General features: G+C 57.2%; 17 protein-coding genes and 4 pseudogenes. 13 read left to right on the forward strand and 8 right to left on the reverse strand.

Annotation, left to right across the window (positions count from 1 at the left end):
* Window positions 1-21: 21 nt before the first annotated feature.
* Both DFLDMN_RS24050 and DFLDMN_RS24055 read right to left on the reverse strand, forming a co-directional pair.
* On the reverse strand, window positions 22-861 hold the full coding sequence (locus DFLDMN_RS24050) for a D-alanyl-D-alanine carboxypeptidase family protein (RefSeq protein ID WP_052495066.1): 840 nt from the start codon (window positions 859-861) through the stop codon (window positions 22-24).
* A 63-nt stretch (window positions 862-924) separates the two neighbouring features.
* A pseudogene (locus DFLDMN_RS24055) lies at window positions 925-1551 on the reverse strand (aspartate/glutamate racemase family protein); the annotation flags it as partial.
* A 410-nt stretch (window positions 1552-1961) separates the two neighbouring features.
* Between DFLDMN_RS24055 and DFLDMN_RS24060 the strand changes: the two are divergent.
* The 3 genes and pseudogenes from DFLDMN_RS24060 to DFLDMN_RS24070 all read left to right on the forward strand — a co-directional run bounded on the left by DFLDMN_RS24060 (window position 1962) and on the right by DFLDMN_RS24070 (window position 10130).
* Entirely contained in the window at window positions 1962-2897 is a 936-nt protein-coding gene (locus tag DFLDMN_RS24060; protein ID WP_052495059.1) for a LysR substrate-binding domain-containing protein, read from the forward strand.
* A gap of 116 nt (window positions 2898-3013) precedes the next feature.
* Window positions 3014-7012: a PIN domain-containing protein gene (locus DFLDMN_RS24065; protein ID WP_043355224.1), complete on the forward strand. Its 3999-nt coding sequence runs from the start codon at window positions 3014-3016 to the stop codon at window positions 7010-7012.
* 2050 nt (window positions 7013-9062) lie between these two features.
* Window positions 9063-10130 (forward strand): annotated as a pseudogene (locus DFLDMN_RS24070) (ISNCY family transposase).
* A 232-nt stretch (window positions 10131-10362) separates the two neighbouring features.
* Here the strand turns inward: DFLDMN_RS24070 and DFLDMN_RS24075 are convergent.
* The 3 genes from DFLDMN_RS24075 to DFLDMN_RS24085 form a co-directional block, all read right to left on the reverse strand.
* Window positions 10363-11193, reverse strand: a complete 831-nt coding sequence (locus tag DFLDMN_RS24075) for a hypothetical protein (protein WP_423200321.1) — start codon at window positions 11191-11193, stop codon at window positions 10363-10365.
* Between the two features lie 285 nt (window positions 11194-11478).
* Window positions 11479-12567, reverse strand: a complete 1089-nt coding sequence (locus DFLDMN_RS24080) for a hypothetical protein (RefSeq protein ID WP_423200322.1) — start codon at window positions 12565-12567, stop codon at window positions 11479-11481.
* A 429-nt stretch (window positions 12568-12996) separates the two neighbouring features.
* Window positions 12997-13395 (reverse strand): hypothetical protein, encoded by a 399-nt coding sequence (locus DFLDMN_RS24085; RefSeq protein WP_423200323.1) that lies wholly within the window; start codon window positions 13393-13395, stop codon window positions 12997-12999.
* 188 nt (window positions 13396-13583) lie between these two features.
* On the opposite strand from DFLDMN_RS24085, the gene DFLDMN_RS24090 reads away from it, so the two are divergent.
* The 5 genes and pseudogenes from DFLDMN_RS24090 to DFLDMN_RS24110 all read left to right on the forward strand — a co-directional run bounded on the left by DFLDMN_RS24090 (window position 13584) and on the right by DFLDMN_RS24110 (window position 17583).
* Window positions 13584-13802, forward strand: coding sequence for a tetratricopeptide repeat protein (locus DFLDMN_RS24090; protein ID WP_423200552.1), 219 nt, complete (start codon window positions 13584-13586; stop codon window positions 13800-13802).
* Window positions 13803-13809: 7 nt separating this feature from the next.
* A pseudogene (locus DFLDMN_RS24095) lies at window positions 13810-14847 on the forward strand (DNA polymerase ligase N-terminal domain-containing protein); the annotation flags it as partial.
* Window positions 14848-14950: 103 nt separating this feature from the next.
* On the forward strand, window positions 14951-15976 hold the full coding sequence (gene istA / locus DFLDMN_RS24100; RefSeq protein ID WP_423195247.1) for an IS21-like element ISOcsp1 family transposase: 1026 nt from the start codon (window positions 14951-14953) through the stop codon (window positions 15974-15976).
* Window positions 15973-16746 carry an IS21-like element ISOcsp1 family helper ATPase IstB gene (gene istB, locus DFLDMN_RS24105; protein WP_144817098.1) on the forward strand — a complete coding sequence of 258 codons (774 nt, stop codon included), beginning with the start codon at window positions 15973-15975 and terminating at the stop codon, window positions 16744-16746. Before istA ends, istB begins: the two co-directional genes overlap by 4 nt.
* A gap of 39 nt (window positions 16747-16785) precedes the next feature.
* Window positions 16786-17583, forward strand: a complete 798-nt coding sequence (locus DFLDMN_RS24110) for a hypothetical protein (RefSeq protein ID WP_423200324.1) — start codon at window positions 16786-16788, stop codon at window positions 17581-17583.
* Here DFLDMN_RS24110 and DFLDMN_RS24115 read toward each other — a convergent pair.
* Window positions 17575-18771, reverse strand: a pseudogene (locus tag DFLDMN_RS24115) (IS3 family transposase). The gene DFLDMN_RS24110 and the pseudogene DFLDMN_RS24115 sit on opposite strands and share 9 nt — an antisense overlap.
* Before the next feature lie 25 nt (window positions 18772-18796).
* Between DFLDMN_RS24115 and ligD the strand changes: the two are divergent.
* The 4 genes from ligD (at window position 18797) to DFLDMN_RS24135 (ending at window position 22749) form a co-directional block, all read left to right on the forward strand.
* The gene (gene ligD / locus DFLDMN_RS24120) at window positions 18797-19588 is read left to right on the forward strand and encodes a non-homologous end-joining DNA ligase (RefSeq protein WP_423200553.1); all 792 of its coding nucleotides are present in this window, start codon (window positions 18797-18799) and stop codon (window positions 19586-19588) included.
* Window positions 19589-19706: 118 nt separating this feature from the next.
* On the forward strand, window positions 19707-20486 hold the full coding sequence (locus DFLDMN_RS24125; protein WP_423200325.1) for a GIY-YIG nuclease family protein: 780 nt from the start codon (window positions 19707-19709) through the stop codon (window positions 20484-20486).
* Between the two features lie 240 nt (window positions 20487-20726).
* The gene (locus DFLDMN_RS24130; protein WP_423200326.1) at window positions 20727-21680 is read left to right on the forward strand and encodes a hypothetical protein; all 954 of its coding nucleotides are present in this window, start codon (window positions 20727-20729) and stop codon (window positions 21678-21680) included.
* 115 nt (window positions 21681-21795) lie between these two features.
* Complete coding sequence (locus DFLDMN_RS24135) at window positions 21796-22749, forward strand: DUF4238 domain-containing protein (RefSeq protein ID WP_423200327.1); 954 nt, start codon at window positions 21796-21798, stop codon at window positions 22747-22749.
* 263 nt (window positions 22750-23012) lie between these two features.
* On the opposite strand, the gene DFLDMN_RS24140 is transcribed toward DFLDMN_RS24135, so the two are convergent.
* The gene (locus tag DFLDMN_RS24140; protein ID WP_423200328.1) at window positions 23013-23501 is read right to left on the reverse strand and encodes an HNH endonuclease; all 489 of its coding nucleotides are present in this window, start codon (window positions 23499-23501) and stop codon (window positions 23013-23015) included.
* 311 nt (window positions 23502-23812) lie between these two features.
* Between DFLDMN_RS24140 and DFLDMN_RS24145 the strand changes: the two genes are divergently transcribed.
* On the forward strand, window positions 23813-24325 hold the full coding sequence (locus DFLDMN_RS24145) for a DUF2199 domain-containing protein (RefSeq protein WP_423200329.1): 513 nt from the start codon (window positions 23813-23815) through the stop codon (window positions 24323-24325).
* A gap of 440 nt (window positions 24326-24765) precedes the next feature.
* Here DFLDMN_RS24145 and DFLDMN_RS24150 read toward each other — a convergent pair whose 3' ends face one another.
* Complete coding sequence (locus DFLDMN_RS24150; protein WP_423200330.1) at window positions 24766-25563, reverse strand: restriction endonuclease; 798 nt, start codon at window positions 25561-25563, stop codon at window positions 24766-24768.
* Window positions 25564-25683 lie beyond the last annotated feature (120 nt).

Below are 25683 nucleotides of genomic sequence, written 5' to 3' on the forward strand. Positions count from 1 at the left end.
CGGCTCAGAGCCGCAGCGGGCTCAATGAAAGCCGTAATCGATCAGTTGCCTGCCCGCGACGAAGCGCCCATCGTTGGAGGGTGCGCCGAGAACCACAGCGAAAACACGTCGCATCGCTTTGCCCTTGGCCACCGAGCGCTTTGCCGTGACCGCCAGGCAATAGCCTGCCTTGGCAGTATGGCCCGTCTTCAGGCCATCGATAGTTGGATCGTCCAGCAGCCGATTCTTGTTGTGTCTGGTGAAGCTGCCATAGCTGAAATCCCGCTGAGCGGAGAAGGCCAGGTAGACCGGAAAATCCTCCGTCAAGCGCACCGACAGGTGGGCAATGTCTCGGGCAGTCGAGTAGTGGTTTGGCGTGGTAATGCCGGAAGGGGTGGCGAAGTGACTGGCACTCAGCCCTAGACGATTGGCGTAATCGTTCATTTTCCCTAGAAATGCGTCCTCCGACCCGGCGACCGTACGGGCCAGGACCATTGCCGCATCGTTTGCTGAGACAACAATGAGACCCGTCAGTAGGTCCTGAATGCTGATGATCTGGCCGGCCTGGAGGCGCATGGTTGCCTCGTCGCCGCCCACATGAGCAAGGTCGCTGGCCTCCACACGCACCAACTGTTCCCACTTGATCGTGCTCGCCTTCAGGGCGTCAAGCACGACGTAGGCTGTCATCATTTTAGTTAGCGACGCGGGCTGTAGACGCTCGTCAGCATTCTTCTCGAGCATGACGCGATGCGAGCCGCTGTCGAGCAAAATGTAAGAGCGTGCTGCAATCTGTGGAGCCTGCGCGGCCGTTGCGGGGAGGGGGAGGGCGCCGAAAGCAAATGCCGAGGCGGCAAGAAAACGAGTGAAGCGCAAAAAAGGCATCAATGAACTGTCGTGCGTGGGCCGAGGCGTGAGGCCGCCTCGAGGAGAGCATTGTGTAGGTGACTACGCCTGGGCGGAGGACGCTAGCTGGACGCACCGTTTTGCAAGGACATCAGTTGGGTCCACTAGTGCGACGCTCGCGCTTCCGACCGGGAAGCTGTCGGTCTGCGAGAAAACGAGCGGGAGTTCGGTGCAGCCGAGGATCTGGACTTGCGCACCCTTATTTTGGAGGTGCTCGATGGCTGCCCGAAGCGACGCTGCACAGTGCCCCTGCGTGTAGCCAGCCTTCACGCCTGTCGGGCCATAGATTGCCTCCATCACCATCGCCTGGAAGTCGGGCGACGGTGTGATCAGTTCTAGCTGCCCTGCGGCAGCATCGTGATATACCCGACTCTCCACCGTGCCCGACGTCGCAAGAAGTCCAACTTTCGTTCCCTTTCCATACTTGCCGACGATGTGTCCGATGGTTTCCGTCAGCATGTTGACGATCGGAATCGAGAGATGCGGCTGAATCCGCTCAACATACGCATGGGCGGTATTGCAGGGGATCGCAATGGCGTTTGCCCCCTCAGATTCCAGACGTTTGCAGGTTGCGTAGAGTGCAACTGTCGGGTCCGCTTCGTGGCGCAGCAGATTTGCCGTGCGATCCGGGATTTGCGGATTCTGCTCCACGACCATCTTAATGTGATCCTGGTCCTTGGACGCGAGATTGGGTCGCCAGTGATCGGGAAGTTCTCCAGTGCCCTCAGCGTATGAATGCCGTAGTACGCGTCTGCCGGCACCTCGCGGTAGCCAAGCAAGTCATGCTCGCGCCGCGTTCCCTTGAAATCTTGTTGAATAGCCATCGCATTCCTCATCAGTGCGCCTTGTTTGCCAACCGGATTCTAGGAGCGCAATGGAATCCACTTTATGAGGATGTAAATTGAAACTATTCCATACCAGAATAGTTTTGCTTGGAGCGCCACATAGCGCACTTTATGCTGTACTTTGATGATCAGGATTCGCTTATTTCTTGCGTTTTCGGTCCATACATGGGGTTTACGTGGGCGTTCGGCTGCCCACTTGGGTACGTGTGACCCTCAGCGGCAAAGAGGTGCCAAATGCAACTGAAGTGGATCGAAGATCTTTTGGCGATCGAACAGACGCACAGCTTCTCCCGGGCCTCAGAGCTCCGATTTGTTACGCAATCAGCACTTTCTCGACGCGTAAAGTCGCTGGAAGATTGGGTTGGCGTCGAATTGGTAGACCGAGGCACCTACCCGGTCGAATTGACGCCTGCTGGCCGCAGGTTCTGCGAGCAAAGCAAAGAATCCGTCGGTGCCATTACGGAACTGCGTTCGGAACTGCGCCAGGAGGCAAAGATGCCAGGCCGTTCCATCCAGATCGCCGCCGGCCATACGCTCTCGTTGACGTTCTTGCCAAGGTGGTTGAAGCAGTTCCACCAACAAACCGGTGATTTCAATGCGCGAGTCGTCGCAGCGAACGTTCACGATGCCGTCGTCGCATTGGCTGAAGGCAGTTGCGACTTGATGATCGGCTATCACCATCCACTCGTGCCGATCCTGCTCGACCGCGACAAGTTCGCCGGCATCACGTTAGGCCATGAGGATTTCATCCCTGTATCTGCGCCAGACGACCGCGGCAAACCGATCTTTTCGCTGCCGGGCACGACCGACGCTCCGCTCCCGTACCTCGCGTACACGGCCACGACATTCATGGGACGCGTTGTCGATATGATCTTGAACAGCGCCGACGCACCGTACCATCTGCGTAGCTGCTACGAGGCGGACATGGCGATGTTGCTGATGAAGATGGTGGTCGAGCGATACGGCGTTGCGTGGTTACCGGTAAGCGCGGTTGCGGAGGAGATCGCAGCGGGACGCCTCGTCCAGGCGGGCCACGACACCTGGACTGCTCAATTGGAAATCAGGTGCTACCGGGCGATTGCCAACGCCAACCCTACGCTGCAAGACCTGTGGCAGTCATTGGACAATACTTCATCGTGTGAACACGTCGAAGATGATGCTCCAGTCTGAACAAGCGGCGAAGGGAAGGGGAGTCGCTGGGACCTGTTGGCAGAATGCGGGGAAGCAATGACCGCGGAATGGTTGCAAGGGTCATCCGTCGACACAGAACTAGAAAGGCCTACAGAATGCGCGCGTTCGAGATCGAGATCTCAAAGCCAACGAATGCTGACAGCTTCGAAAACATGTGCACGGATGTCTACGGTGTCGTGTTCGACGATCCGACTCCAAAGAGGAACGGCAGATCAGGGCAGAAGCAGGGCGGTGTAGACATTTTCGTTACATCAAGAGCCGGTCGAATTGGCATCCAGTGCAAGCGGTATGTCGATGGCGGGGTGACCACCAAGACAATTGATGATGAGGTTGCCGCGGCCGACGCGGCGGGTTGGAAGATTGTCCGCCTCATAATTGCCACGACAGCTGCAAGCGACACGGCGCTCGTCAAGCACGCACAGGAAGTCAGCGACCTTCGGCAGGCCAATGGCCAATTCTTGGTCGAAGTGGAATCGTGGACCGAGATATGCAACCACATCCAACGATACGACGCATTGCATCCGAAATACTCCCCAAACAGCGCGGGCGGTGCCATTGCGGTGCTACGTGAGCAGGGAGAAAGGACTGGGGCGCAGATCGCTGCCATGCCTGCGACGATGGAAGCAACATTCAAGGCGGCACTATTGCAGATGTTGCCTACAGGTCGGACAGATTCACCGAATGGGCTTGTGACGAGGCAGCTTGACAAGGTGAACGACCTGCTGCGCGGCCTGAAATTTCAGGCTGCGCAGGAGTTGCTTGCCACTCTCGAAACCGAGATCGCGAGCTTCGACAGACATCAGAAGGCGCGCTGGACTCTTCAGAATGGCATTGCACACTGGCAACAGAATCGTGAGGAGGTCGCTGCTGAGTGGTTTCTACGTGCCTATGACCTGTTTTGGGATGACGAGCGCATCGCCGCTAACAAAATCCGAGCGCATATCATCCAGGGAGACCTCAAGCTTGCCAACGCTGAAGGGGCACGCCTGCTAGGCCTATTCCCGCTTTCGCTCCATGTTTGGCTAGCGGCTACCAATGCTCGAATCTGCGAGAACGAGGACTTGACGGAAGCCGAATTGCCGGCGCGCTTCAGAGAAGAAGCAGATGCGCTGCAAATGATGGCCTACGCCTTTTATCGGCAACAGAGCGACTTGGCGGTAACCTACGCACGGCGAGCTTTACGCGCAAAGGATGCAGGCCTTTTCACCCGCAAAGGGGCCGCAGGCATCATCGTTAGCGTCGCAGGAAAGGACGGGATTTCCGCGGACTTCGACGCCTACGCCGAAGATTTGCGTGAGGGTCTCGATGAGGTAATCGCCGCGTTCGAGCCTGCGGCAACAGAACTATGGCGGATCGAAAATAGCCAGCACAGGGCCGAAGCTGCCTCGCACGTGGCGCTTGCCCACATGCTAACCGGCAAGCCTGGCGTGGCGCTCGCCATATGCGAGCGAATCGAAACGGAAATTCCTGAGTATGCCGATAACGTGGCCGCCCTACACATCGGATCCTTGCTCTTCCTCCGCCGGCACGAGGATCTTGTTAAATTTTCCATAGCCCACCTCAATGCGCTGGACGAAGACGGATTGCTCCTTGCGGCCGAAACGGCCGCAAACCGAGGCGAGTCCGAGGCATTTGCTCGCATCACTCACGCATTGCGCGAGCATGCGCCGGACGAGAAACCGGTTGTCAAGCTGCTTGAAATGGTGTGCGCGTGCAACTCCGGCCAATCCGAAAAGGTGGTCAAGGAAGTCAGTGAGACGCCCGCTGATGGCCTTGATCTGATTACACTCAGCGCCTTTGCGGGGCTGATGCTCAATGCCGGCCGTGACAGCGAAGCGCTCCGGTTTGTCGAGGTCATAAAGAAGCGAGTCTCCACCCATTCGAGTTCGCGCGAGCGTCTGATCGTCGCGGATATTTTGATTCGCGCCGATCAGTTCTCCGACGCCGTCGGCCTCTTGGAGTCGGTGGACCCCAGCGGCCGCAGCCTACCAATTCAGACGCGACGACTGCGTGCCCTATTGTTTGGTGGGTACCGGCGAAAGTCAAAAGACCTCCTGGAAAAAGTGCCACCCGAATGGCTTTCAGATGACGCCTTCCGCCGCCTAGCGATGGGCGTCGCACAAGAAGCCAATGACTGGAGCCAGCTCGAACTGCTTGCGAGACTGCATCGCGAGGCCCATCCAGAGCGGGCGGAAGCATGGGTCTTTTGGTACCAAGTTGTTCTTCATACCAGACCACCCGCACAAATCCGAAACGCCTTCAGCGAGGCGCCCGAGCGTCTTACGGGGACCCTGAAGCAGATCGCGCACTTGGCGGCGGCAGAGTTGCAGTATGGCAAGCCAGAGGTCGGGTACGCGCGGCTTTATCGCATGTTCCGCTCGAACATGGACGACGTCAGTGCCGCCTCCTCCTATCTAATGGGAGTTTTGATCGGTCACCGAGCCAGACACGGTAGAACACACTTTCCGGAGGTGAGGCCTGGCTCCATGGTGACGCTTGAGGGCGCGGACAGGAGCATCGTAAAAATCGTGATCGATCCTGCAGGCATGACGGATCTGCCGAAATCTGCGAGATTCCTTGCTGCGGACAGCCCGCTGGCGAAAACGATGCTAGGACTGGCATGCGGCGACACCGTTGACATCGAGGGAACGTTCGATGTTCGCAATTTCACGATTCGTGAGATCAGTGATGCTCATCAAGGACTGGGCGAGTACGCGCACGAACTCTTGTCGAAATCGCTAGAACCCGCGCCTGGTCTGCAGCTCTTCAGCCTGACCGAGAAAGAGGATGGGAACCTGGATGTCTCGCCCATCCATGACCGACTCAAGGCGCAAACGCAACGTAGCAAATCGGTAATGGAGCAATACGCCGAGAGCAAGCTTCCGCTTGGCTTGTGTGCGCAAATGCTCGGCGCCGACGGCATGCAAATGGTCTTCAGTTGGGACCAGCGCAACCCTCCGCTCGCAAGTGGTGTCACCACAGCGCCAGAGCTTGAGGCCGCAAGTGCATTGTTGCTCGACCAATCGTTCCCCGTTGTGATGGACGCGCTCACGCTGGCTGAACTTGTCCGCTTTGGACAGGGTGATCTTCTCTCAGTGTTGCCACGGGTGTATGTTTGCCGGGGGACCTACGATCGATTCAAACAAGCGGAAGTCGAGGCGTTGGATTCTCGCGCAGAGGGACATGCGGCCGATATAGATGGGCAGTTCGCATTCTTGCCTATCACGGAAGAGGCTCGCAAGTGGAAGGCAAGCCAATATACCGAAGCATTGAGGCTAATGGACGAACACTGCGAAGTTTGCCCGGTGTATGGGCCGGAGCAAATGCCTCACGAACTCATCCTTCTAAAGGATCTTCTCGATACAGATACCTATGACGCGCTCGCGTTGTGCCTCGAAAAGGGGGCAGCCTTGTTCTCGGTGGATGAACGCCTTAGGAACTGGGTCTATGGAGTGTTTGGTATCAAGGGTGTGTTCCCCTATCTCGTGGCGATGAAGGGCTTGCAGGACGGCAAGATCTCACGTGGTGATCACGCAGAGTTCGCCCTCAACTCGGCGCTGCACAATCGCACCGTTTTCGCCCTTCATGCAGATGACGTCTTTTGGGGACTCCAGCAGCCGCAGATGGCGGCGCGGACGCTTGAATTTGTTGCCACCCACCTCGCAACCGCGCTCAATCGCCGGTACGCGATCGGCCTAGCGCGCGACCTGATTCAAGGAATGCCAAACGTGTCCATGCAGTACGGCGCAGTTGTAGAGTTCGTGAAATTTATCGCCAATGGCTTGTTTCGCAGAAAGGATAACGTCACAGGAATGCGCGAGGGCTTTGCCCGATGGTTGCGGCAAGTAGCGGACATGTTGTTTGCTTATACCTCGCCGTATCCCGCTACACGAGAGATTCCCAGGGAAGACAAGGCTGAATTTCTCAACGTGCTGGAGCATGGCTTAGAAACGGGAATTGCATTGGCCGGGGAGGGCGGCGCGATAGAGCCGCCCGCGATCGGAGCGCTCTATTGCAGAACCGGCTTCGTCGTTCATCAGCCAAATGCGAAAGCGCTCACAAACGTCACGGTGTCACCGGCAACGGCAAGCTAATAGGACGGCGACGGGTCAACGCGTAGGGCAGGGCAGGCCAGCTTTCGTCGCATCACCTATACGTTGCGCATGAATGACGCACGTGCATTTGGCAATCCGCTGATATCGTGGCAGCAATGCGTGGCTAGTAGTCAATCATAAGCGTTCTGCTCGCGTCCACCGACGCTTTGCCGTGACCGCCAGGCAATTGGCTGCCTTGGCAGTGCGGCCCATCTTCAGGCTATCGGCGGCAGTTGGAATCTGCCCCCGTCTGCGAGATAGATGAAGCCCTGCTTCGCGATGGCATAATGGAAGCAGGCCTAGCCTACGAGGCCACCCCAATGTCTCATTGGTGGCCGCCAAAAGCCCGCGCAAGCGGGCTTTTGTTCGTCTCTATGGCTCAGAATTGCGCTGAAGGCGAACCTGAGCACTCGAGCGTGGCGCGATGTGTGAACGAGAAATAGCAGTTAGAGGATTTTCAGATTCAGCGCTAGTTGGCGGCGGCACAACACTCCACAGGCTCGTATAGCCGGTAACCCAGCCAGTGACAACGATGCCGAGACTATTCGCGTATCCATATGCCGAATGGTGGTGCCCTGGGCGGGTGCAGCGGTGCCGATATGCCGTAAGCTAAGCACTCATCCTTGGGATTGCGTAGACATTTTGCCGAGAATCTACGTTCATTCGACGATACGTGACCCTCAACCAATGGGGAGTTGCCTTCCTAAAACGGGCAGCTTCATCCGGATTTTTGTGTTCGATCCTGTCGGCAACGAGGTTCACGGCGTTTTTTACTATTCCATAGATTGAGTCCCGGCCTAAAGGAACAGCTTGCTCGTCTCCGTGGAGCCGGGATACCAAGGGCGTTGCTGACGGAGGAGGAGGAATGTGGATACCACGTGCCGCCAAGTATCTGTAAATGGCATACTTGGCCGAAGGATTCAGGACAATCTTCCTTGCCTGCTGCCCGCTCGCGTTCCTTAAAGAAAGCGACCACGTTTCATCTCCGGAGCTTGGTGACTTGTAGCAAAACAAATCGGACAGGCGGATACAGGCCAACTCCTCCCCGCGGATGCCAGTGTTTCCCATGAACCGAATTACGAAGAGCATCCGCTCGGCCTCGTCATGCGCTGGATGTCCGACTGGAAACTTCTCGCACTCTAACTCGAGCTCTCGGAGTAATCGAACAAACGACAAAAGGGGCAGGGATCTCGAGGGCTTTGTGGATCCCATGGCACTTTTCTTCCGACGGATTCGTCGCTCGCGGAAGAGGTTATATTGGATGTGCCGGAAATCGACCAGAAACGAAAATAAACTTTCCAAGACGCGAAATGCGAATGAGCAGCTCGCGTCCGACAAAGCTCCCTCGAACGGCCGCCAATCTCCGGCAGTACGACGCCGATTGCGCATTCCGCACCAGGAGTCTGGAGGATCCCGGAGAAATGCATCATAGAAGTCTAGGTCTGACGGGGTGATTTCGGCCAACAGCTTTCGATCGATGAAGAGCGCCCAGCAGTAAAACCTATGGACTTCCTTCTCATAGGCACGCTCCGTAGCATGGGTAGCAAATCCAGACAGCCACTGCAGTACAGTCCCCAGCTCCTGATACGCGCCATCATGTAAAGCGCGATCGACGGGATCGCAAGGATGCCCTGGTTGGCATAGAGTTCGGAGATCCCTCAGGGAAGAAGGAAACGGTGAGATGCTTAGCCCATCTTCTTGAGCGGCCATGTAAACTCCTGCGGCACGTATGCGTTGGACATCATCGCACGGGTCGAAGGCATTCGGCCGATAACAAAACTGTGGGCAGTAAGGGATGCAAATGAAAAAGTATGTTTGTTTTGGCGCGTATGAGCCGAAGAGCATTCGGACACGTATTTACGTCGCGATCAAACATAGTTTTGCGTCTTTCGACTTCGAGCCTGTTTGGACTGCTCGCAGCGCCTTCTGTAGCCTGCGCCGAATTTGACATAAGATGGATTATGCAGCTCTGTGGGTGTTAGGGCCAAATCAGAATGTCCGCTTCCCGGACCTATACTAGTTGCGCCTGAGCTGGAACCGGAGCGCCGCCATGAACGATCGAGGATGGATCACCATGAGTCTGCGCGAGGCTGACCGCTTCAAGGTCATTCAGGCCACGGCCGAGGGTCTGCTGGCGCAGTGGCGTGCCGCAGAGCGTCTGAACCTCACGACCCGGCAGGTTCGCCGGCTCGTTGATCGCTGGCCGATGACGCGACTGGCCAGCTGATGCAGCTGCTGTTCGCGCCGACCGAGTCGACGCTCGCATATTCCGCCGCTACGCGCCTATATCGAGCGCCACGGCAAGCCGCTGGCGTTCTACAGCGACAAGGCTTGCATCTTCCGCGCAAACCGCCAGCAGACGCCCGAGGGCCGCGGCTGTACGCAGTTCGGCCGTGCGCTGTTCGAGCTCAACATCGACATCCTGTGCGCCAATACGAGCCAGGCCAAGGGCCGTGTCGAACGGATGAATGGCACGCTGCAGGACCGGCTGGTAAAGGAGCTGCGCCTGCGCGGCCTCAGCTCGATGGCCGACGCCAACGCGTATGCGCCCGCCTTCATCGCCGATTTCACCCCCCGGTTCGGCAAGGTTCCACGCAGCGATTTCAACGCCCATCGGCCGATACACAACCACGAGGACTTACGGCGCACCTTTTGCTGGCGCGAATGGCGCAAGGTCACTCACAGCCTGAGCCTCCAGTACGACAAGACGTTGTACCTGCTCGAGGATCTTCCGGAGCACCGGCAACTGATCCACCGCTACATCGAGGTCGCTGAGTATCCGGATGGCGCAATCGAGCTATGGGCCGACGACACCTCCCTGCCCTACACCACTCACTATCGTTATCCAGACGTCGACCAAGCCGCGATCGTCGAGAACAAGCGGTTGGGCCATGTACTGGGGATTGCGCAGAAGGTGCAGGCGCTACGAGACAACCGGCACTACGAAGGGCCCTCGCGCACCATGTCAGGCGTGCCGCCAGACCCTCAGCCTGTCACACCGGGGGCGCGGCGCCAGCGACGAATCAACCGCCTCGATCTGGAGCGTGCGATGCGGCAAAGTCCGTTGGCCACGGTGTCGGACGATGACCCGCCTCAGGTCGCACCTCATGTCGAATGACCGTCGGCTTCCGACCCTGAACAGCCCTTCGCAAGGCACTGATGGGAATGGCCGCTCTTGTGATACGGCCGAACGTGAAGAACGTATGCGTCATCAGTCTCCCGCGCTGTGCGCCGTCGCATCGTGCCGAAGGAGGCCAAGTGGCAGAGGATGATCTGCGCTTTCGGGTAACTACGCGCGTCGGCAAGCCTTGTCGAGAGCGCCTGCTCGGCAACAGCGTCAAGCATCTGCGCTAACTAGCGAGGCCTAGAGCAGCAACCACCCAGACTTTGAGGTGCATAACTGTGGCCTGCATCTGATCCCACGCAGCCAGTCCCTGTACCACGGTTGCGAGAGCGGCAACGTAGGTGATGCGCTTCACGCTCCGCTGCGTTTTTTGACTGTCCTCATGACGACGCTCTTCGTCTTCATACGTGTTTAGCGTTGTAATAGCCTTGGGATTGATCTGGTACTCATCCGCGTCTCTATGCTTGCAAAGTAAACCCTCGTCAGCCAATGCTTCCAAGAGATACCGATAGTGATTCAGCACGCGGACGGCATCTTCTCGACGCCCTACACTCCTACCATAAATCTTCACAATGACCGAGTACGCAGAAAATTTAGCGGCACGGTCTTCTAGCGATGTGTTCACCAACAATTTAAGAAGCTCGTACCGCTGTCTCAGTACGAGAGACTTCTTATTGTAGATCGCTTGAAGCACATTGCCATATTTTTCCGCGAACTGAAACTTCTTATAGTAGGAACCTAACTCAAACTCGCGCGCATCCTTCAGAACAAATTCATATTGTCGAAGGTAGTAACGAATCTCAATAGCTGACCCCACAAAGTGGTCGATAGGGATATTAAGCCTCTCGTCGTCGTAGACGTGACCATTCCACTTTCGAGCAATCACCGTATCGCCGTTGATGCCTTCAAATAGATAGCTGTCTTCCTTGTCAGCATCGAGCGTAACGGAGTAGTAGTCGCGCTCGTTAACTCCTGGCTCTGACATGGGGATGCGATTAGGTGCTCGCCTTGCGCCCGCTCGTTGAAGCGCTTTTTTGAGCCAAAAGCGACTATTCATCTGCGTGCTCTGCAAGCTGCATGCGCTCGTCCTGCAGATCTTCCAGATCGCTCTGCAAGCTGCGGATGCGCTCTTCTAGCTTCAGAGTTGACGTCTGCCTGTGCCTCAGTGACTAGAACAACGTCGTCACGAGTTACGATACCTTTGTCGTTGCACAGCACAAAGAACACGATGATGGCTACAAGGATGCGCAGAGCTTCAAACGAATCAGCTAGCCAATAGCAAAGGGCCGCCCAGAAAAGCCAAAAGGCTGCTGCGCGAAGATAGGATGTATGAGGCATGGTTCTATCGCTTCGGCGGGAAGATGGAATGGAAGCCATGATGCAGGTTCTTCGCTGCTCGGCTTAAGATATTTAGAAGCTTGTGAGCATCCTCGCGCGTTTCTCTGATGTGCTGCTTCACTCTAACGGTCTGGTCGCCGCTGTTGTCAATATACTTCTGATCGACTTCGCCGCCGTTGTGCTCATAGACGTGACGGCGGTGAAAAAGCCTTTCTGCTAGAGCCTGATCATCGGCGTCGACGCCATCGCTCAAGTCAATTCCAAACCAGCTCCTGAACTCGTCGGCGGTCCTGCCAAGGTCGTGAAAACGTAGTTCCAACAAGCGTTTGCGACGGCGCTCCACCATTGGAACTTTGACGGCAAGTTGTTTGGCGTATTGAGCAACGAACGAATCAAACTTCCCGACAGCATCGCAGATCGGTTCGTGCGAAGGTACATCTGTGTTCACGCGCTCGCGCAACGTTCTCACCTCAGCCTCGAACTCAACTAGGTCGTTCCGTTCACCACAAAGCGAACAGTACCCAAAGCGCCCGAGAATGTCGTTGAATTCGCCACACCCGGAGCAATTGAACTTGTGCTGTTGGCTTTCCTCGGAGACGTAGAATGCAGGTTTTTTTTCGCCGCTTGCTTTCACGGCGTCCGCAACTTCGTCCATGTTGATCACTACGGAGACGTCTGCTTGCTGGTCCAAGCCGTTTGCCAGCAGATTGCAGTAATGTTCTGTAAAGCGGCGCTGCGCTTCCGAAAGGAGGTGGAAGTAGGGTGCTCGGCTTCCGCAATAAGGGCAACGAGTTGGAGCGGGACCACTACGCCAATATCCGTGGCAAGCCTCGCACTGATGCCCGTGCTTGCCTTCGCTATCAGAGCTGATGATGACGGGGAAGCATCCTGGCAACCCCGGCGCGTCTTGCCCGCCCATGGCCATGTTGTAGGGAGCGATAGCGACCATCTGAGGTAGAGCGATCCAAAACCCTATGAGGCTGACAGGTACAGGCCGGTCACTGCGGTACTGAATCGAGTAGCGTCCATCTGCCCGAATGTCGAACGTAATTGTTCCTCCGGAATGTCCAATTTCTTCAAACTCTCCTGCCATATCCGCTCCCGTCGAGGACTACATAAATACCCGTAACTGGCATTTCGCCATTCGAACGGAAGAATTATGTCAGAACCGGCATGCACAATCGGTGTGACGCAGGTCCAAACCTTTCACCTCGCCTGCTTTGACTCGGCGGGCGTTGAGTTCCCGCTATGGCGACTGCGTACTGACCCTGATCAGTCGTTACAATGACCGATCGCCATCCTCGGCAAACGGCCGTTCATGGCCGGACCCGGAAGTCTACCAACCGCGACGCCTGGCGTCCGGACCGGATTCCCAAGTCGACGTACTGCGCACCTTCAGCTTCCCGAGACCGGCCCTTGACAGTGAATAGCCCGAAGACTGGCAAAGCCATCCATGGAACGCGATCCGGACCACGTAACCGCCTCAACTTTGACGGTGCGTCTATGTGGGCACTAATCCAAGTCACGCAGTCACCGCCGGCGCGCTGCAGGCGGCATCAAATTGCGAAGGAAAATGTTCGCGAATAACCTGAGCCCACTGGCGCCAATTGAAGAAGGCGCTCGGGTGACGAATGAAGAGTAGCTTTAGCACGCGCCCGTCGTCAGAAATAGTAATCAAGCGTGGCCGCGTGCGTCCGACCTTCGCTGGCAAGCGGTTCTGCTTGAAGGATGCTCCGCGGAGCTTGATGGCTTCGACTAGCGCGTCGACTTTCTTGGCTTCGAGCCCATAAACAATGGCTTGGTCGATCGCCATTAGGTGCGATAGGTCGAAGAATTCCTGCCAGCCTTTCAGATATTGGGGGTAGGTCGGCCGCTCCTTGATGGACTTAAGCGGTTGCAACACCAGGTTGTGGTAAGCCACCGATGACCAGAATGCACGTTTTTGGTCCTCGCTTGGCTCGGACGCGCGGTAGATAGCTCGCTCGATGTTGCGAACGTAGGGGGAGTCACGCCGATAGTTCAAAGCGTGCCGACGGTGCGTTTCTGAGCGCCCTCCTTTGTGACCGCGGCGATTGTGGTGAAGCACTGCGCATCCTGGCTGAGGCACGGCTGCGGTTCCCAGAGAGCACGGCCCTGCTCTTTAATCAGGCTCTCGCCTTCGAGGATGTAGGTGACTGCATCGGCGCGCAGCGGGCGTATCAGGACTGCATAGCACTGGATCCTCTGAACGCTGACGCTCATTTCAATCTGGGACGCCTGTTCGATTGTGCGGGTCGGGCGCAGGACGCTCTGAGGCACTACAACCAGTACCGGATGATTACCAGCTAACGACCACATGGCATCGCGCACGGCTTCCCTCGAGCGCTACGATGCGAAGCGCGATTTCACGGCGACGCCCGAGCCATCCGGCCGTGCCAAACGTGCGCGCCGAAGCCCGAAGGCGCTGTCCTTCGTGATTCAGAAGCACTGGGCCCGCCGGCTTCATTATGATTTTCGGCTCGAACTCGACGGCGTCCTTGTCAGCTGGGCCGTCCCCAAAGGACCAAGCTTTGACCCAGCCGAGAAACGGATAGCGGTCCATGTCGAGGACCACCCGTTGGACTACGCCGGTTTCGAGGGCGAAATACCAAAAGGCAATTACGGAGCTGGCTCCGTGATCGTCTGGGACCGAGGCACTTGGACGCCGGTAGGCGACCCCCGTGAAGGCCTGGCCAGCGGGAAGATCCTCTTCGACCTGCAAGGTCGTAAGCTCGCAGGCCGGTGGGAATTGGTTCGCATCGCGAGGCCGGGGGATCGATCCGAACAGTGGATCCTGTTCAAAAAGCGTGACGCATGGGCGCGACCATTGTCCGAGTTTGACGTCCTGACTGCGATGCCTGACAGTGTTTCCGGGGAACCGGAGACCGTCGCCAAGCATGATCATTCTGATGAAGGTCGCCAGCAGAGCGTTGCTGTGGAAGAAGCGCCGAAAGCAAGCCTGCCGCCTAAGCTCTCACCTCAGCTTGCCACCCTCTCGCCGACCGTGCCGATCGGCCCTGACTGGATCATCGAGACGAAGTTCGATGGCTATCGGCTCCTCGCGCGCATACAGAAGGGGGCCGTGAAACTGTTCACCCGAAATGGCCACGACTGGACGAGCAAGTTTCGAACGCTTGCGCAGCAGCTCGTACAGCTGGACGTCGATGAGGCCTGGCTTGATGGAGAGATTGTCGTGCTGCGTGACGACCTTCCCGACTTCAACGCGTTGCAGAACGCGATATCGGCCCATCGAAACGACGAGATCGTTTACTTCCTGTTCGACATCCCCTATTGGAACGGCCGCGACCTCCGGAGCCTTCGTCTGGACGCTCGACGCGTGCACCTTGCGTCGCTGTTGGAGGGTAGTGTTGCGCGCAGAGTAAAACTGGGCCACTTCGCGCAAGGTAAATCTGAACCACTTTTCCGTACAGTCTGCCTTTTCCGCGCGAAGGCCGACGATGCTTTTGAAGGAACAGTGGATGCAGATCCATGTGCTCAAGGCCCAAGGGCTGTCGCTGCGCGAGATCGCGCGACGGCTGGGCGTCTCTCGTAATACCGTAACTCGCTACTTGGCTGCGGACGATGTCCCCCGTTACAAGCAGCGTGAGGCTCGCCCGACCAAGCTCGACCCGTTTCACGATTACATCCGCGAGCGCATGCAAGCTGCCTTTCCGGATTGGATCGCGGCGCCCGCGCTATTGCGCGAGCTAAGAGCGCGAGGCTATCAGGGACAGCTGCGCAGTCTCCAAGCCTTCATGCACGCGCATAAGCCTTTGCAAGCGGCTGATCCGATCGTGCGGTTCGAGACCGCGCCGGGTCATCAGATGCAATGCGACTTCGTCGTCTTTCGCCGTGGCGCTGACCCGCTTTACGCTTTTACCGCGACTCTGGGGTTCAGTCGCTGGCGCTGGGCCAGATTCACCACGAACGAGCGGGCGGAAACGCTGATGACCTGCCATCACGCACTGTTCGAGACGTTGGGCGGGGTTCCGCGGGAGATCCTGTACGACAACGCCAAGACTATCGTCGCGTCGCGCGATGCTTACGCAGAGGGCCATCACCGCTGGCATCCCGGCCTCCTGGACCTTGCCAAGCGTTATGGATTCATTCCCCGCCTCTGTCGTCCGTATCGTGCCCAAACCAAAGGCAAAGTCGAACGCTTCCATCGGTACCTGCGTGGCAACTTCTACGTGCCGTTGACCAGTTGGTTGAAGCAGTCGGGCCTGGTGCTGGACGTCGATACAGCTAACGCCGAAGTCGGCAAGTGGCTGCGCGACGTGGCGAACCAGCGTGTGCATCCGGTAACCGGATACGCGCCAGCGGAGTTGTTCACTCAGCGAGAGCGCGCGTTCTTGCGTGAGCTGCCAGCATTCTCCCAGCCCTCCCAGCTCACGAAGGTCACACAAGCTGCTCCGTCGCTGGACGCCACGCTGCAACACCCCCTGTCGGTCTATCAGCAACTTTTGACTGAGGTACGAGCGTGAACCTGCAACAGGAGCGAATTGATGCCCATTGCCAGACGCTCAAGCTCGAGGGCTTGATGCAGGCATACCGCGCAATGGCCAGTGACGCGGTGAACAAGGACTGGAGCTTCATGGACTATCTGGAGCACGTGCTGGAACATGAGCGTGATACCCGCCAAGTCCGCTCACGCCAGACGCTGGTTCGCATGGCCGGGTTCCCAGCGGTCAAGACGCTGGACGAGTACGACTACGGCTTTGCTGTGGGAGCGCCTCGGAAGTTGATCGACGAACTGGCGACGCTGCGGTTCATCGAACGCAGTCAGAACGCCGTGTTGCTTGGTCCCTCCGGCGTCGGCAAGACTCATCTGGCGATTGCCATCGGATACGCCGCCACACAAGCCGGGATCAAGACCAAGTTCATCACCGCCGCCGACCTCATGCTGCAACTCGAGGCCGCCAGGCGTCAGGAGCGATACGACGCCGTCCTGCGACACAACATCCTCGGCCCACGCCTGCTAATCGTTGACGAGATCGGCTACTTACCCCTGTCCGGCGACCAAGCCAGCCACTTCTTCCAGATCGTCGCCAAGCGATATGAACGCGGCTCCATGATCCTCACCAGCAATCTTCCCTTCACCCAATGGGATCAGACCTTCGGCGGCAATACCACGCTGACTGCGGCAATGTTGGACCGGATACTGCATCACGCGCACATCGTCCAAATCAAAGGAGATAGTTATCGGCTGAAACAGCAACGCAAGGCCGGCCACGTGCCCGCCACGAAGAACTAATCAACTGGTTCACATTTACTTTGCGCGCGGGCGCGCGAAGTGGCTCAGATTTGGGCTGCGCTTGACAGTAGCGCCGACCGCCTTCGCTTCAGTGATGCCTTCGATGCACCAGCGCCGCAGCTCTTCAAGGCCGCCTGCGACCTGAAGCTCGAAGGCCTCATGTTCAAGCGCGCCGATGCGCCCTACACTTCTGCCCGCACAGCGACGTGGCTAAAGGCCAAATGCAAGCTCCGGCAGGAATTCGCGGTCGGAGGCTATGCGGAGCGCGGCGGCGCCGGCAATGAGGTCGGCAAGCTATACCTCGGTGTCTACGAAGGCCAAAAGCTTCGTTATGTCGGTGGGGTCGGAACAGGCTGGGACAGCGCAACGGCGGCCCAGCTGCGCCGGCAGCTCGTTGGCCATCAGATTGACGACATGCCCTTCGATATCTATACGAAAGCCAAGCGTTGGGGCCGCGGCAGCGATGGCCCTGTGCACTGGGTCCAACCGAGAATGGTGGTGGAGGTCGAGTTCTCAGAGTGGACGCCGGAGGGACATGTGCGACATGCCTCGTTTAAAGGCGTCCGGACCGATATCGCCGCATCCAGTGTGCGTCAAGAAGCAGTGCAAACCGTTGTGGCGCCGCAAGGCGTCACGAGCGTGAAGGTGACCAATCCGGAGCGGGTCATCGACCCAAGCACAGGCATCACCAAGCTTGAGCTCGTGCGGTACTACGAAAGCATCGCGGATCGGATGCTGCCTCATCTCAAGAACAGGCCCCTCTCGCTAGTAAGGGCGCCCGACGGCGTTGCTGGAGTTGCCCCTGTACCTCAGGACACGCAGACACCGCTAGGTTGATGACACTGCAGTCCGTCTGAACTCGCGCGGTGAGCGATATTTCAGGGCTTTGTGCGGGTGGCGCTCATTGTAGTGTTCAAACGCAATGGCCAGGCGAGAGAGTGCCGTTGGCACGTCGGCCTTGTCCATATAGGCGACGTAGTTGTGCTTCATGGTCTTCACGAACGATTCGGCCATGCCATTGCTCTGCGGTGAACGTACCGGCGTAGTCAGCGGCTCCAGGCCCAGTTCGCGAGCGAAGCTGCGCGTGCGGTGGTCGATGTAGGCCGAGCCGTTGTCCGTAAGCCATTCGATGGGCTGCGGGGCATGCGTGGTGCCGAAGCGCTGTTCGACGGCAGCCAGCATGACGTCGCGCACCACGTCCCCGCTATGGCCGCCAGTCGTTGCCGCCCAGCTAATCGCTTCTCGGTCGCAGCAATCCAGTGCGAAGGTCACGCGCAGCGGCGTGCCGTCGTCGCACCGGAACTCGAATCCGTCGGAGCACCAGCGGCTATTGCTCCTGTCCACGGCCACGCGGCCGTCGTGCCGCCGAGTGTCTCGGCGCACGCCGGGACGGCGCAGCAACAAATGATGCTCGCGCATGACCCGATACACGCGCTTGTGGTTGGTGCGCGGTGCGCCGACCAGCTCGCGAGTGCGGCGCAGCAGCGCCCAGATGCGCTGGTAGCCGTAGCTTGGCAGGTGTGCGACGTGAGCCTGGATTTCTTCGACCAGTTCCGTGTCGTCAGTCACTCTAGCGCTGCGACCATCTTGCCAATCGGACGGACGAACCCGTTTCACCGCCACACCGGAGCGCTACGCCGAGAACTTCGCAGACCGTTTTCAATGGTCGTCCCCCGGCAGCAAGGGCGAGCGCGCAATCAGGTTTTTTGAGCGGCCCCACTCAACAGCCTCCTTCAGGATCTCGACTTCCATCGTCTTCTTCCCAAGCAGGCGCTGCAGTTCCTTGATTTCCTTGATCGCGGCGGCCAGCTCCGATGCCGGGACTACAGTTTCGCCAGCTTGCACCGCTGCCAGACTGCCTTCCTGATATTGCTTGCGCCAGCCGAACACCTGGTTCGGATTCACGCCATGCCGCCGGGCCACGGCAGACACCGAGGCGCCAGGGGCCAGCGTCTCCTGCACGATAGCGACTTTTTCCTGCGCCGTGCGCCGACGACGGCGCTCCGGCTCAGTCAGAATTTCGATGGGTTCCACGTAATGACTAGGCTTACTGATAGGCACAAGACTATCCCTTATTTTAAGAGAGTCCTTGTGTCCTCAGATACGTGGGGCCGCTCCAGTTGCCAAGACAACCTTCTTCCAGAAGCATGCTGATACGGCGATGCCCGGCCTGACAGAGCTCGACCCGGTCCTGTGGCCAGGCCACTCCGCATTGCTCGCCGCGAACTCGGCCGACGCGATTGTCGCGGCAGCGCAGATGAATGTCATCGAGTTTCACACGTGGAACTCGGTGGCGAAGAAGATCGACATTCCCGACAGGTTCATTCTGGACCTGGACCCCGGCGAAGGCTTGCCGTGGCAGCGCATGCAAGAGGCAGCGCTGCTGGTGAGGACGCTTCTTGATGAGCTTGGCTTGCGATCGTGGCTGAAAACGAGCGGGGGCAAAGGCCTGCATGTGGTCGTGCCGCTCTCCGGCCGACAGACCTACGAGGTAGTAAAGGACTTCTCGCGGGCCGTGACACAGCACCTCGCGGCCACGTTGCCAGACCGGTTCACATCACGCTCAGGACCTGCAAATCGTGTTGGCAAGATCTTCGTGGACTATCTGCGCAATGGTCATGCGCAAACAACAGCGGCCGCCTTCTCTGCCAGATCACGGGCGGGGCTCGGCGTGTCGATGCCTATCACGTGGGACGAGTTGTCCTACGTAAAGAGCGGAGACGCCTGGACCATCCGCACAGCAAGAGAGTACCTGAGCTTCCAATCCGGGGATCCATGGAAAGATTACTGGTCTGTGCGGCAAACGCTATCACGGCCTTCGAAAAAGTTAGGCTTAGCTTGATCTCGCTCTCGGACTACGGGACTACGAAATGGACCGCGAGCAAAGAGCCTTTTCCTCGGAAGGAACACACGAGTGCGAGTCGGTGATAATGGTGCCGTTATGTGCCAAGGCGCCCCTCATGAAACGCTTGTTCGAGATCGGAATTGCCCCAGCAGGCTACTGGCGGCTGGAGGGCGATGTCCTTCGCCTAGAGTTGACCAACATGATTGAGCACAGCAATGTTCTCTATGCCTTCATCAGCGATGATGACGTGTTGTACGTCGGAAAGACCACCAAAACGCTTCGCCGCCGGATGGCGAGCTACCTGAAGCCCGGTAACACTACTCAGAGTACGAACATCCGGAACAACGCCGCAATCATAGAATTGCTTAGGGCAGGCAAGCCCGTCGAGATCCTCGCGCTGCCAGACCTAGGGCTTCATCGTCTCGGTGAATTCCGGATCAACTACGCCGCCGCGCTCGAGGACAGCATCATCCAGACGCTCGCGCCCCCTTGGAACGGCAAGAGGCGTAAGACGGGCGGGACCGAGGAAGATGACGCGGCGGATGAGGAGCTGGAAGACAATCCCAAGATCGCCCAAATCGGTGACACGCTGTCGGCATGTGCTCCCACTTTCCAGTTCGTGTTACAGCCTACATACTTGAAATCAGGTTTCTTCAACGTCACGGTGGAGAACCAGCACCTCTTCCCCCAGGAACCCGGCAGTCTCGATATCTATTGCGGCCCCGAACGGTATCTAGTCAAAGGTCGCTTCGATCGCACGGCAAACTCCAACCGCACTCCCAGGGTCCATGGCTTCGCGCCGCTCCGCGACTGGTTCCAGCGAAACTATGAATCCATGCAATCGATCACGGTGACTGTACTCGGATCATCGGCGATAGAGATTGGGCGCATGTAATCTATTTCGTCTATTTCGGTGCTCCACCCACCTGGGAGCGGCTTGCCTGCGTCAGAGGCAGACTCCGACCCGCAGCAGACCGTCGCTTCCGCTCACCGTCGAGGACAGATTCCGGAGTTACAACGGACGTTCGGTAAATGTGTCTAGCACGCGCCGGCTATTCCGCTAGAATTTGCCGCTCAAGAGCGATATCAAGCGATTCACAAGCAATCTATCTCTAGCGAATAGAAATATAACTATATGGCGAAATCCAAAATTGATCTTTCGGATCCAAGCGTAAAATTTGCAATCGAACTCTACGGAAATAGGGCCAGTGTTGCAGCACAAGTCGCTGCTAGCAAGGACGCCGCTGTACGACCAATATATGCACTTAACGCTCGTACAGACCGAGTTGAGCAAGTTGGCTCGTGCGTGCTTTTGGCCATCGCTGACCAGGTGTTCGCTCTATCGGCGTCACATGTATTTGACGCTGTCGGCGCATATCGCCCTCTCATCGGATGTGGCGCGCAACTTCATCCGCTTCCTGGTGACAGATTCAGTTCTTCACCGGGACCGTCTGGAACACATAGGGACGATCCGGTGGATGCGTCGGTATTCCACATCACTGCCGCGATCCCCGACGAAATACGTGACTCCGCGTTAGCGATAGACGACTTAGACATTTTGCCTTCCGACCGTGAAAAAGATTTTTTTGTTGCCACGGGCTACCGGAATAGTCAGTCTAAGAGCACCGCTAAAGGGCACATGGCGACTCTCGATGGGTATCCAACGGTGGAGTTAAATACTGATCATTATGAGCATTGGGAACTAGATAGAAACCGGCACTTACTACTCGCGTCCGAAGATGAGATGCTACTCAACATGAAATGGCAGAAGGCTCCGTCAATTCGGGGTCTTAGCGGCGGAGCCATATTTCGCATCGATGGTATTCACGCCACTCATGCAGCGGAAAACAGAAGAACGCCTCGGGCAAAGCTTGCTGCCATATTGATTGAGCGCCGAATGGGGGTGAGAGATAAGATTTTCCCGGCTATCGTTGGTACTCGCTTAGGCGTGCACTTTGGTCTGATTCACAAGTACCTGCCAGATCTATATCTCGATGAAATTCTCGCGGAAGAATGTCAACATCAAAGCCTGGATTCCAGCGTTACGAGTCATTCCGATATTAGACACGGATCCGGCATGGAGGGCTAGGTCGTTTGAATCAACGGCCGCCAACGCGCTAGTCCGCACTCGAACTCGGTAACAAGGACGGCCGATGGGACGCAGTAACGGGCGTACTACATCGGCGAGGCGATAAGGATAATAAATGTCGACAGGATTTGAATATAAAAAAATTCGGCAGCATTTCGTAAGCCGTTTTTATCTAAAGGCATGGTCAGAAAACGATACGCATGTTGTGGCGCGGGATGACACCCATGTGTTTGGACCCAAGTTTGAGCAGGTCGCTGTATCGAAGGACACATACCGAGTCGAGGGATTAAGTCAAGAACAAGAGAAGTTGCTGTTAGCAGAATTGGATAAGGTCAAATCGCCCATGGCTTCGTTGTTGCGCACATTAATCGAGAAATGCGCACAACTCAGAGACGAAACGCCCCTTGATGGGAAGATTGGAAAAGTCGACGTCGATATTTTCAAATCTAACGTCATCGAAAACGTCTATAGTTTGACCGAGGACGTCGTCCAAGATGCCTATGATTTTCTTGCAGATGGTGAATATAATAAGATAAATATCTTCGAGTACGAAAATGTTCTTCGGTTTCTGTTCAATCAACTTACCCGTAGTGAGGGATCGCGACACAAAATTCGTGAAGAGATTGGCCATATTCTCGAAGAGAAAGGCATAGGCTTCGACGCGTATAACATGTTTTCATCGATTATTCTGGCGGAGCAATTGGTTATTGCGGTGATGGAGCAGCTCTACAGAATTACAGTTATAGAAAATAATACAAGTGTGCGATTCATTACCGGTGACTGGCCAGTTGTTAACCTAAAATCTGAGAAAGATAAAACCATTGAAATGTATTGGCCAATCACCCCATACCGTGCCGTACTGGTTAATCCTACCAATTTCCCCCACGATCAGGCTGCCGCAATTAAGAAAGAGATGCTCAGTGGAAAAGGCACGCATCGATATTTCTTGAATCATCGCATTGAAGATGATCCGGATGTAATCCGCGCGCTAAACAGAGTTATCTGGAGTAGGAAGCATCGTTGCGTATTTGGTGTGGACGAGGCGGACGTCAGAGCAGCAGATTCGTAGTCTTGTGACTATCAAAGACAGCAAAGATAATTAGCTGCCGGGCCACTCGACTCGCCTAGTCAAAAGCGCCTTCCGGGCGAACATGAGTCACTCAAAGGAGAGTCTACAACGCACTGCCATTGTCCTTTCCTGGCCGGCCTCGGCCCTCGGTCTACTTGGGCAGGGGCTTGTCGGTGCCGAAGCCGACCCACTAACGACCGTGGATTCAACTGGTCGATGCAACCCACCGCAGCCACTCGGCCTACCATAGGCAATGCAGTGGCTCATGCCAACTCAGTGTAACCTCCCGCGCGGCATCGGGGAGGCGCCTTGGATGACGGCGTATTAGATCCGCCTGCCTGCATCAGCTTCTCGAAGACCCAGGATGCATGCCATCGTTTCCGAGCCATGAGGCGCTCAACGTGTCCTTTGTGATGTGCTGCGTCCCGCGCCGCTTTTCGACGGTGACGCTGGGTGTTACAGAACCGGCAAGCGGCCACGATATTGCTTTGCGAGTCACCGCCGCCATCGGCTCGAGCATGCAGATGCTCGGCCGTACATTGAAGGTGTCGAGCCTGTCGGGTGGAGAGATGGAAGGTCGCGGCGAAAACTTTCATAGATTGCTCCCACATGGGGCATCGGCAATAGAAGCAACGACCGGATTGAAGTTGAAAGGCGCGGGCGCGCCGACGCGCGAGAGTCGAGGGCATGAGCGATCCTGAGTCCAGGAAGATTTCGGTAACTTCGAAACCCCGCTCGCCCGTAGAAGGCATACACGGGAACCAGCCAAGTAGCTCGTGCTGGCACCACTTCAGCTCCTAGCGGAGACTGACGGGAAAGAGTTTAGCCCCGCTGTCCCCGTAAATACAAGGGGGAGCTTCCATCCTGACGAGGGGGGAGCGGCCGCTTTCAGTGCCACGCCACGGATGACCGCTGATGGCCGATCGGAGGCGCCCGACATTCTTCTTCGCCTTGAGCGAATGAGGAACAATGCGAGCTTCGGAGTGCCCCTCCACGCTACGGTGGTGAATCGCACGATTCCGTGCGACAGTGCTTGTATTACCAGAGCTGCCCCGGCGACGCGATGACATTCTCTTTCCTGTGCGCAACCTGCAACGAACTCCACCATGGGATGCCGAGTTTCGGTGCCGAAGCTCCGTTCAGCTACTACCAGATACCGGCGCAGGATTTGGTGCGCCGTTGTTCGTTGGGGAGCGACGACTGTGTCATCGACGAGCGTCAGTTCTTTGTTCGAGGGTGCCTCGAAATACCGGTGCATGGCTACGAAGAGCCGCTTTCGTGGGGCGTATGGCTCTCGCTGAGCGAGTCTAGCTATCGTGAGTGGGTAAGGACTTTCGACGCTGTACAGCGATCGCATGTGGGCCCTTTCTTCGGATGGCTGAACACCCGGTTACACGGCTATCCAGAGACCCTCAATCTGAAGACGATGGTGCATTTGCGCGACAATGGTATTCGCCCATATGTCGAGCTCGAGCGCACCGACCACCCGCTCGCATTGGAGCAAGGCGTTGGCATTTCGCCGGATCGCGTGGCGCAAATTTTCCGCGAATTGGTGCATCCAGAAGGATCCGTGTAATCGGGGGGCAAATGGGCCGAGCCAACGCTATTTACTCCAACGAGGGCCGGGTGGCCGTTTGCGGTGGCTGGTGTTCGATGACCGCTTCTGGCCGATGTGAGACATCCACGGGCGGGGTGCCAGGGGGCGAGCCTCGCGTTGATCAGTTCGGTCTACTCGCCGCCGAAAGACATTAGGCTGGTCGGCATCACGCTGTCGAACTTCGCGGCCACGACCGGACCCCTACGACGGCATCGAGGTCGACGACGCGCTTGAGATGGCGGAGCAAACCGAGGTGTGACTGTTTATGGCCGACGAGCGGGCGCTTGCCGGTTGCAGTCATCCAGGACGCACACGTGGGATGACCGCTTCGGAATAGGAAACGGACATTAATCGTCGAGCGCGTTGACATGGTTTGTCAGCGCCTCAGGCAGCGCCCTCTGGTAGTCAGAGCCGGTCCGCTATGCGCGCAACAGTTCAATTTTTGAACGACACTTCAATCGGCCGTAATTGGAGCAGCCCCAGAAAGGACGTGCGACGTTAGTGACAGGTTTCATCAGTCCTCCGCATCGGGCGCAATTGGGGCGCCAATACTGGCCCTCGGTAGCGATCTGAAGCAGTGCTGCCTTACGTGTGCTGTCCAGCGTCCGAAGGCGATTGACCATTTCCGTGCCGTCGATCGTCATGATACGTGCGGCAGCAGCTTCCTCAATTGCAGGCCGAGTGAACGAAGACATGGTGAGGAATACGCCCTCCTTCACGCCATCTCTCGTCATGACACCCAGAAGCGCTCGGATCGGCTCCACATCCACCCGCCTCTTGCGCCATCCCTTGCATTGAATGAGCTTGACGGGCGTCGGAATGTCCCTGAAATACAGCGAAATATCGATGCCACCATCAGCCCCATGACTGCGCTGTTCGGCACGGAATCCATGCGCGGCAAAGTATGCGCCGCACAAAGCCTCGAACCTGTTCCAGGACAGTGCCAGTAGCAATTCCGTGGAAAAGTCGTCGGTTGAAATTTTCGGACGATCAAACTGCGCAAGCAGCGCTTCGGCGTGCTGCCTCTCGGCAACGGCTTCATTTTCCTGATTTTCTTGTAGGGCCTTGCCTGCTTCCAACATTGCAGCTGCGGCATCGATGGCACGCTGCAGCAAAATTTTCCCCTGTCCCATGTTGTCTTTCAGCGTTGTTCCTCTTTGCCGGTGCCGCCTGAAGCAGCGTGTGGCCGCCAGCGTGGATCGCACCCAAAATAGCATCGTGCAGTCCGGCGTCCATACCCAACCCGTGGGGGTAGTTGCGTATCTGCCACTTCTGATATTGTGCGTGGACGATCTGACCGGAAAGTGCGATTACAAATGGAAGGATTACGACATGGC

The organism is Cupriavidus sp. H19C3 (assembly GCF_049393815.1).
Lineage (GTDB): Bacteria > Pseudomonadota > Gammaproteobacteria > Burkholderiales > Burkholderiaceae > Cupriavidus.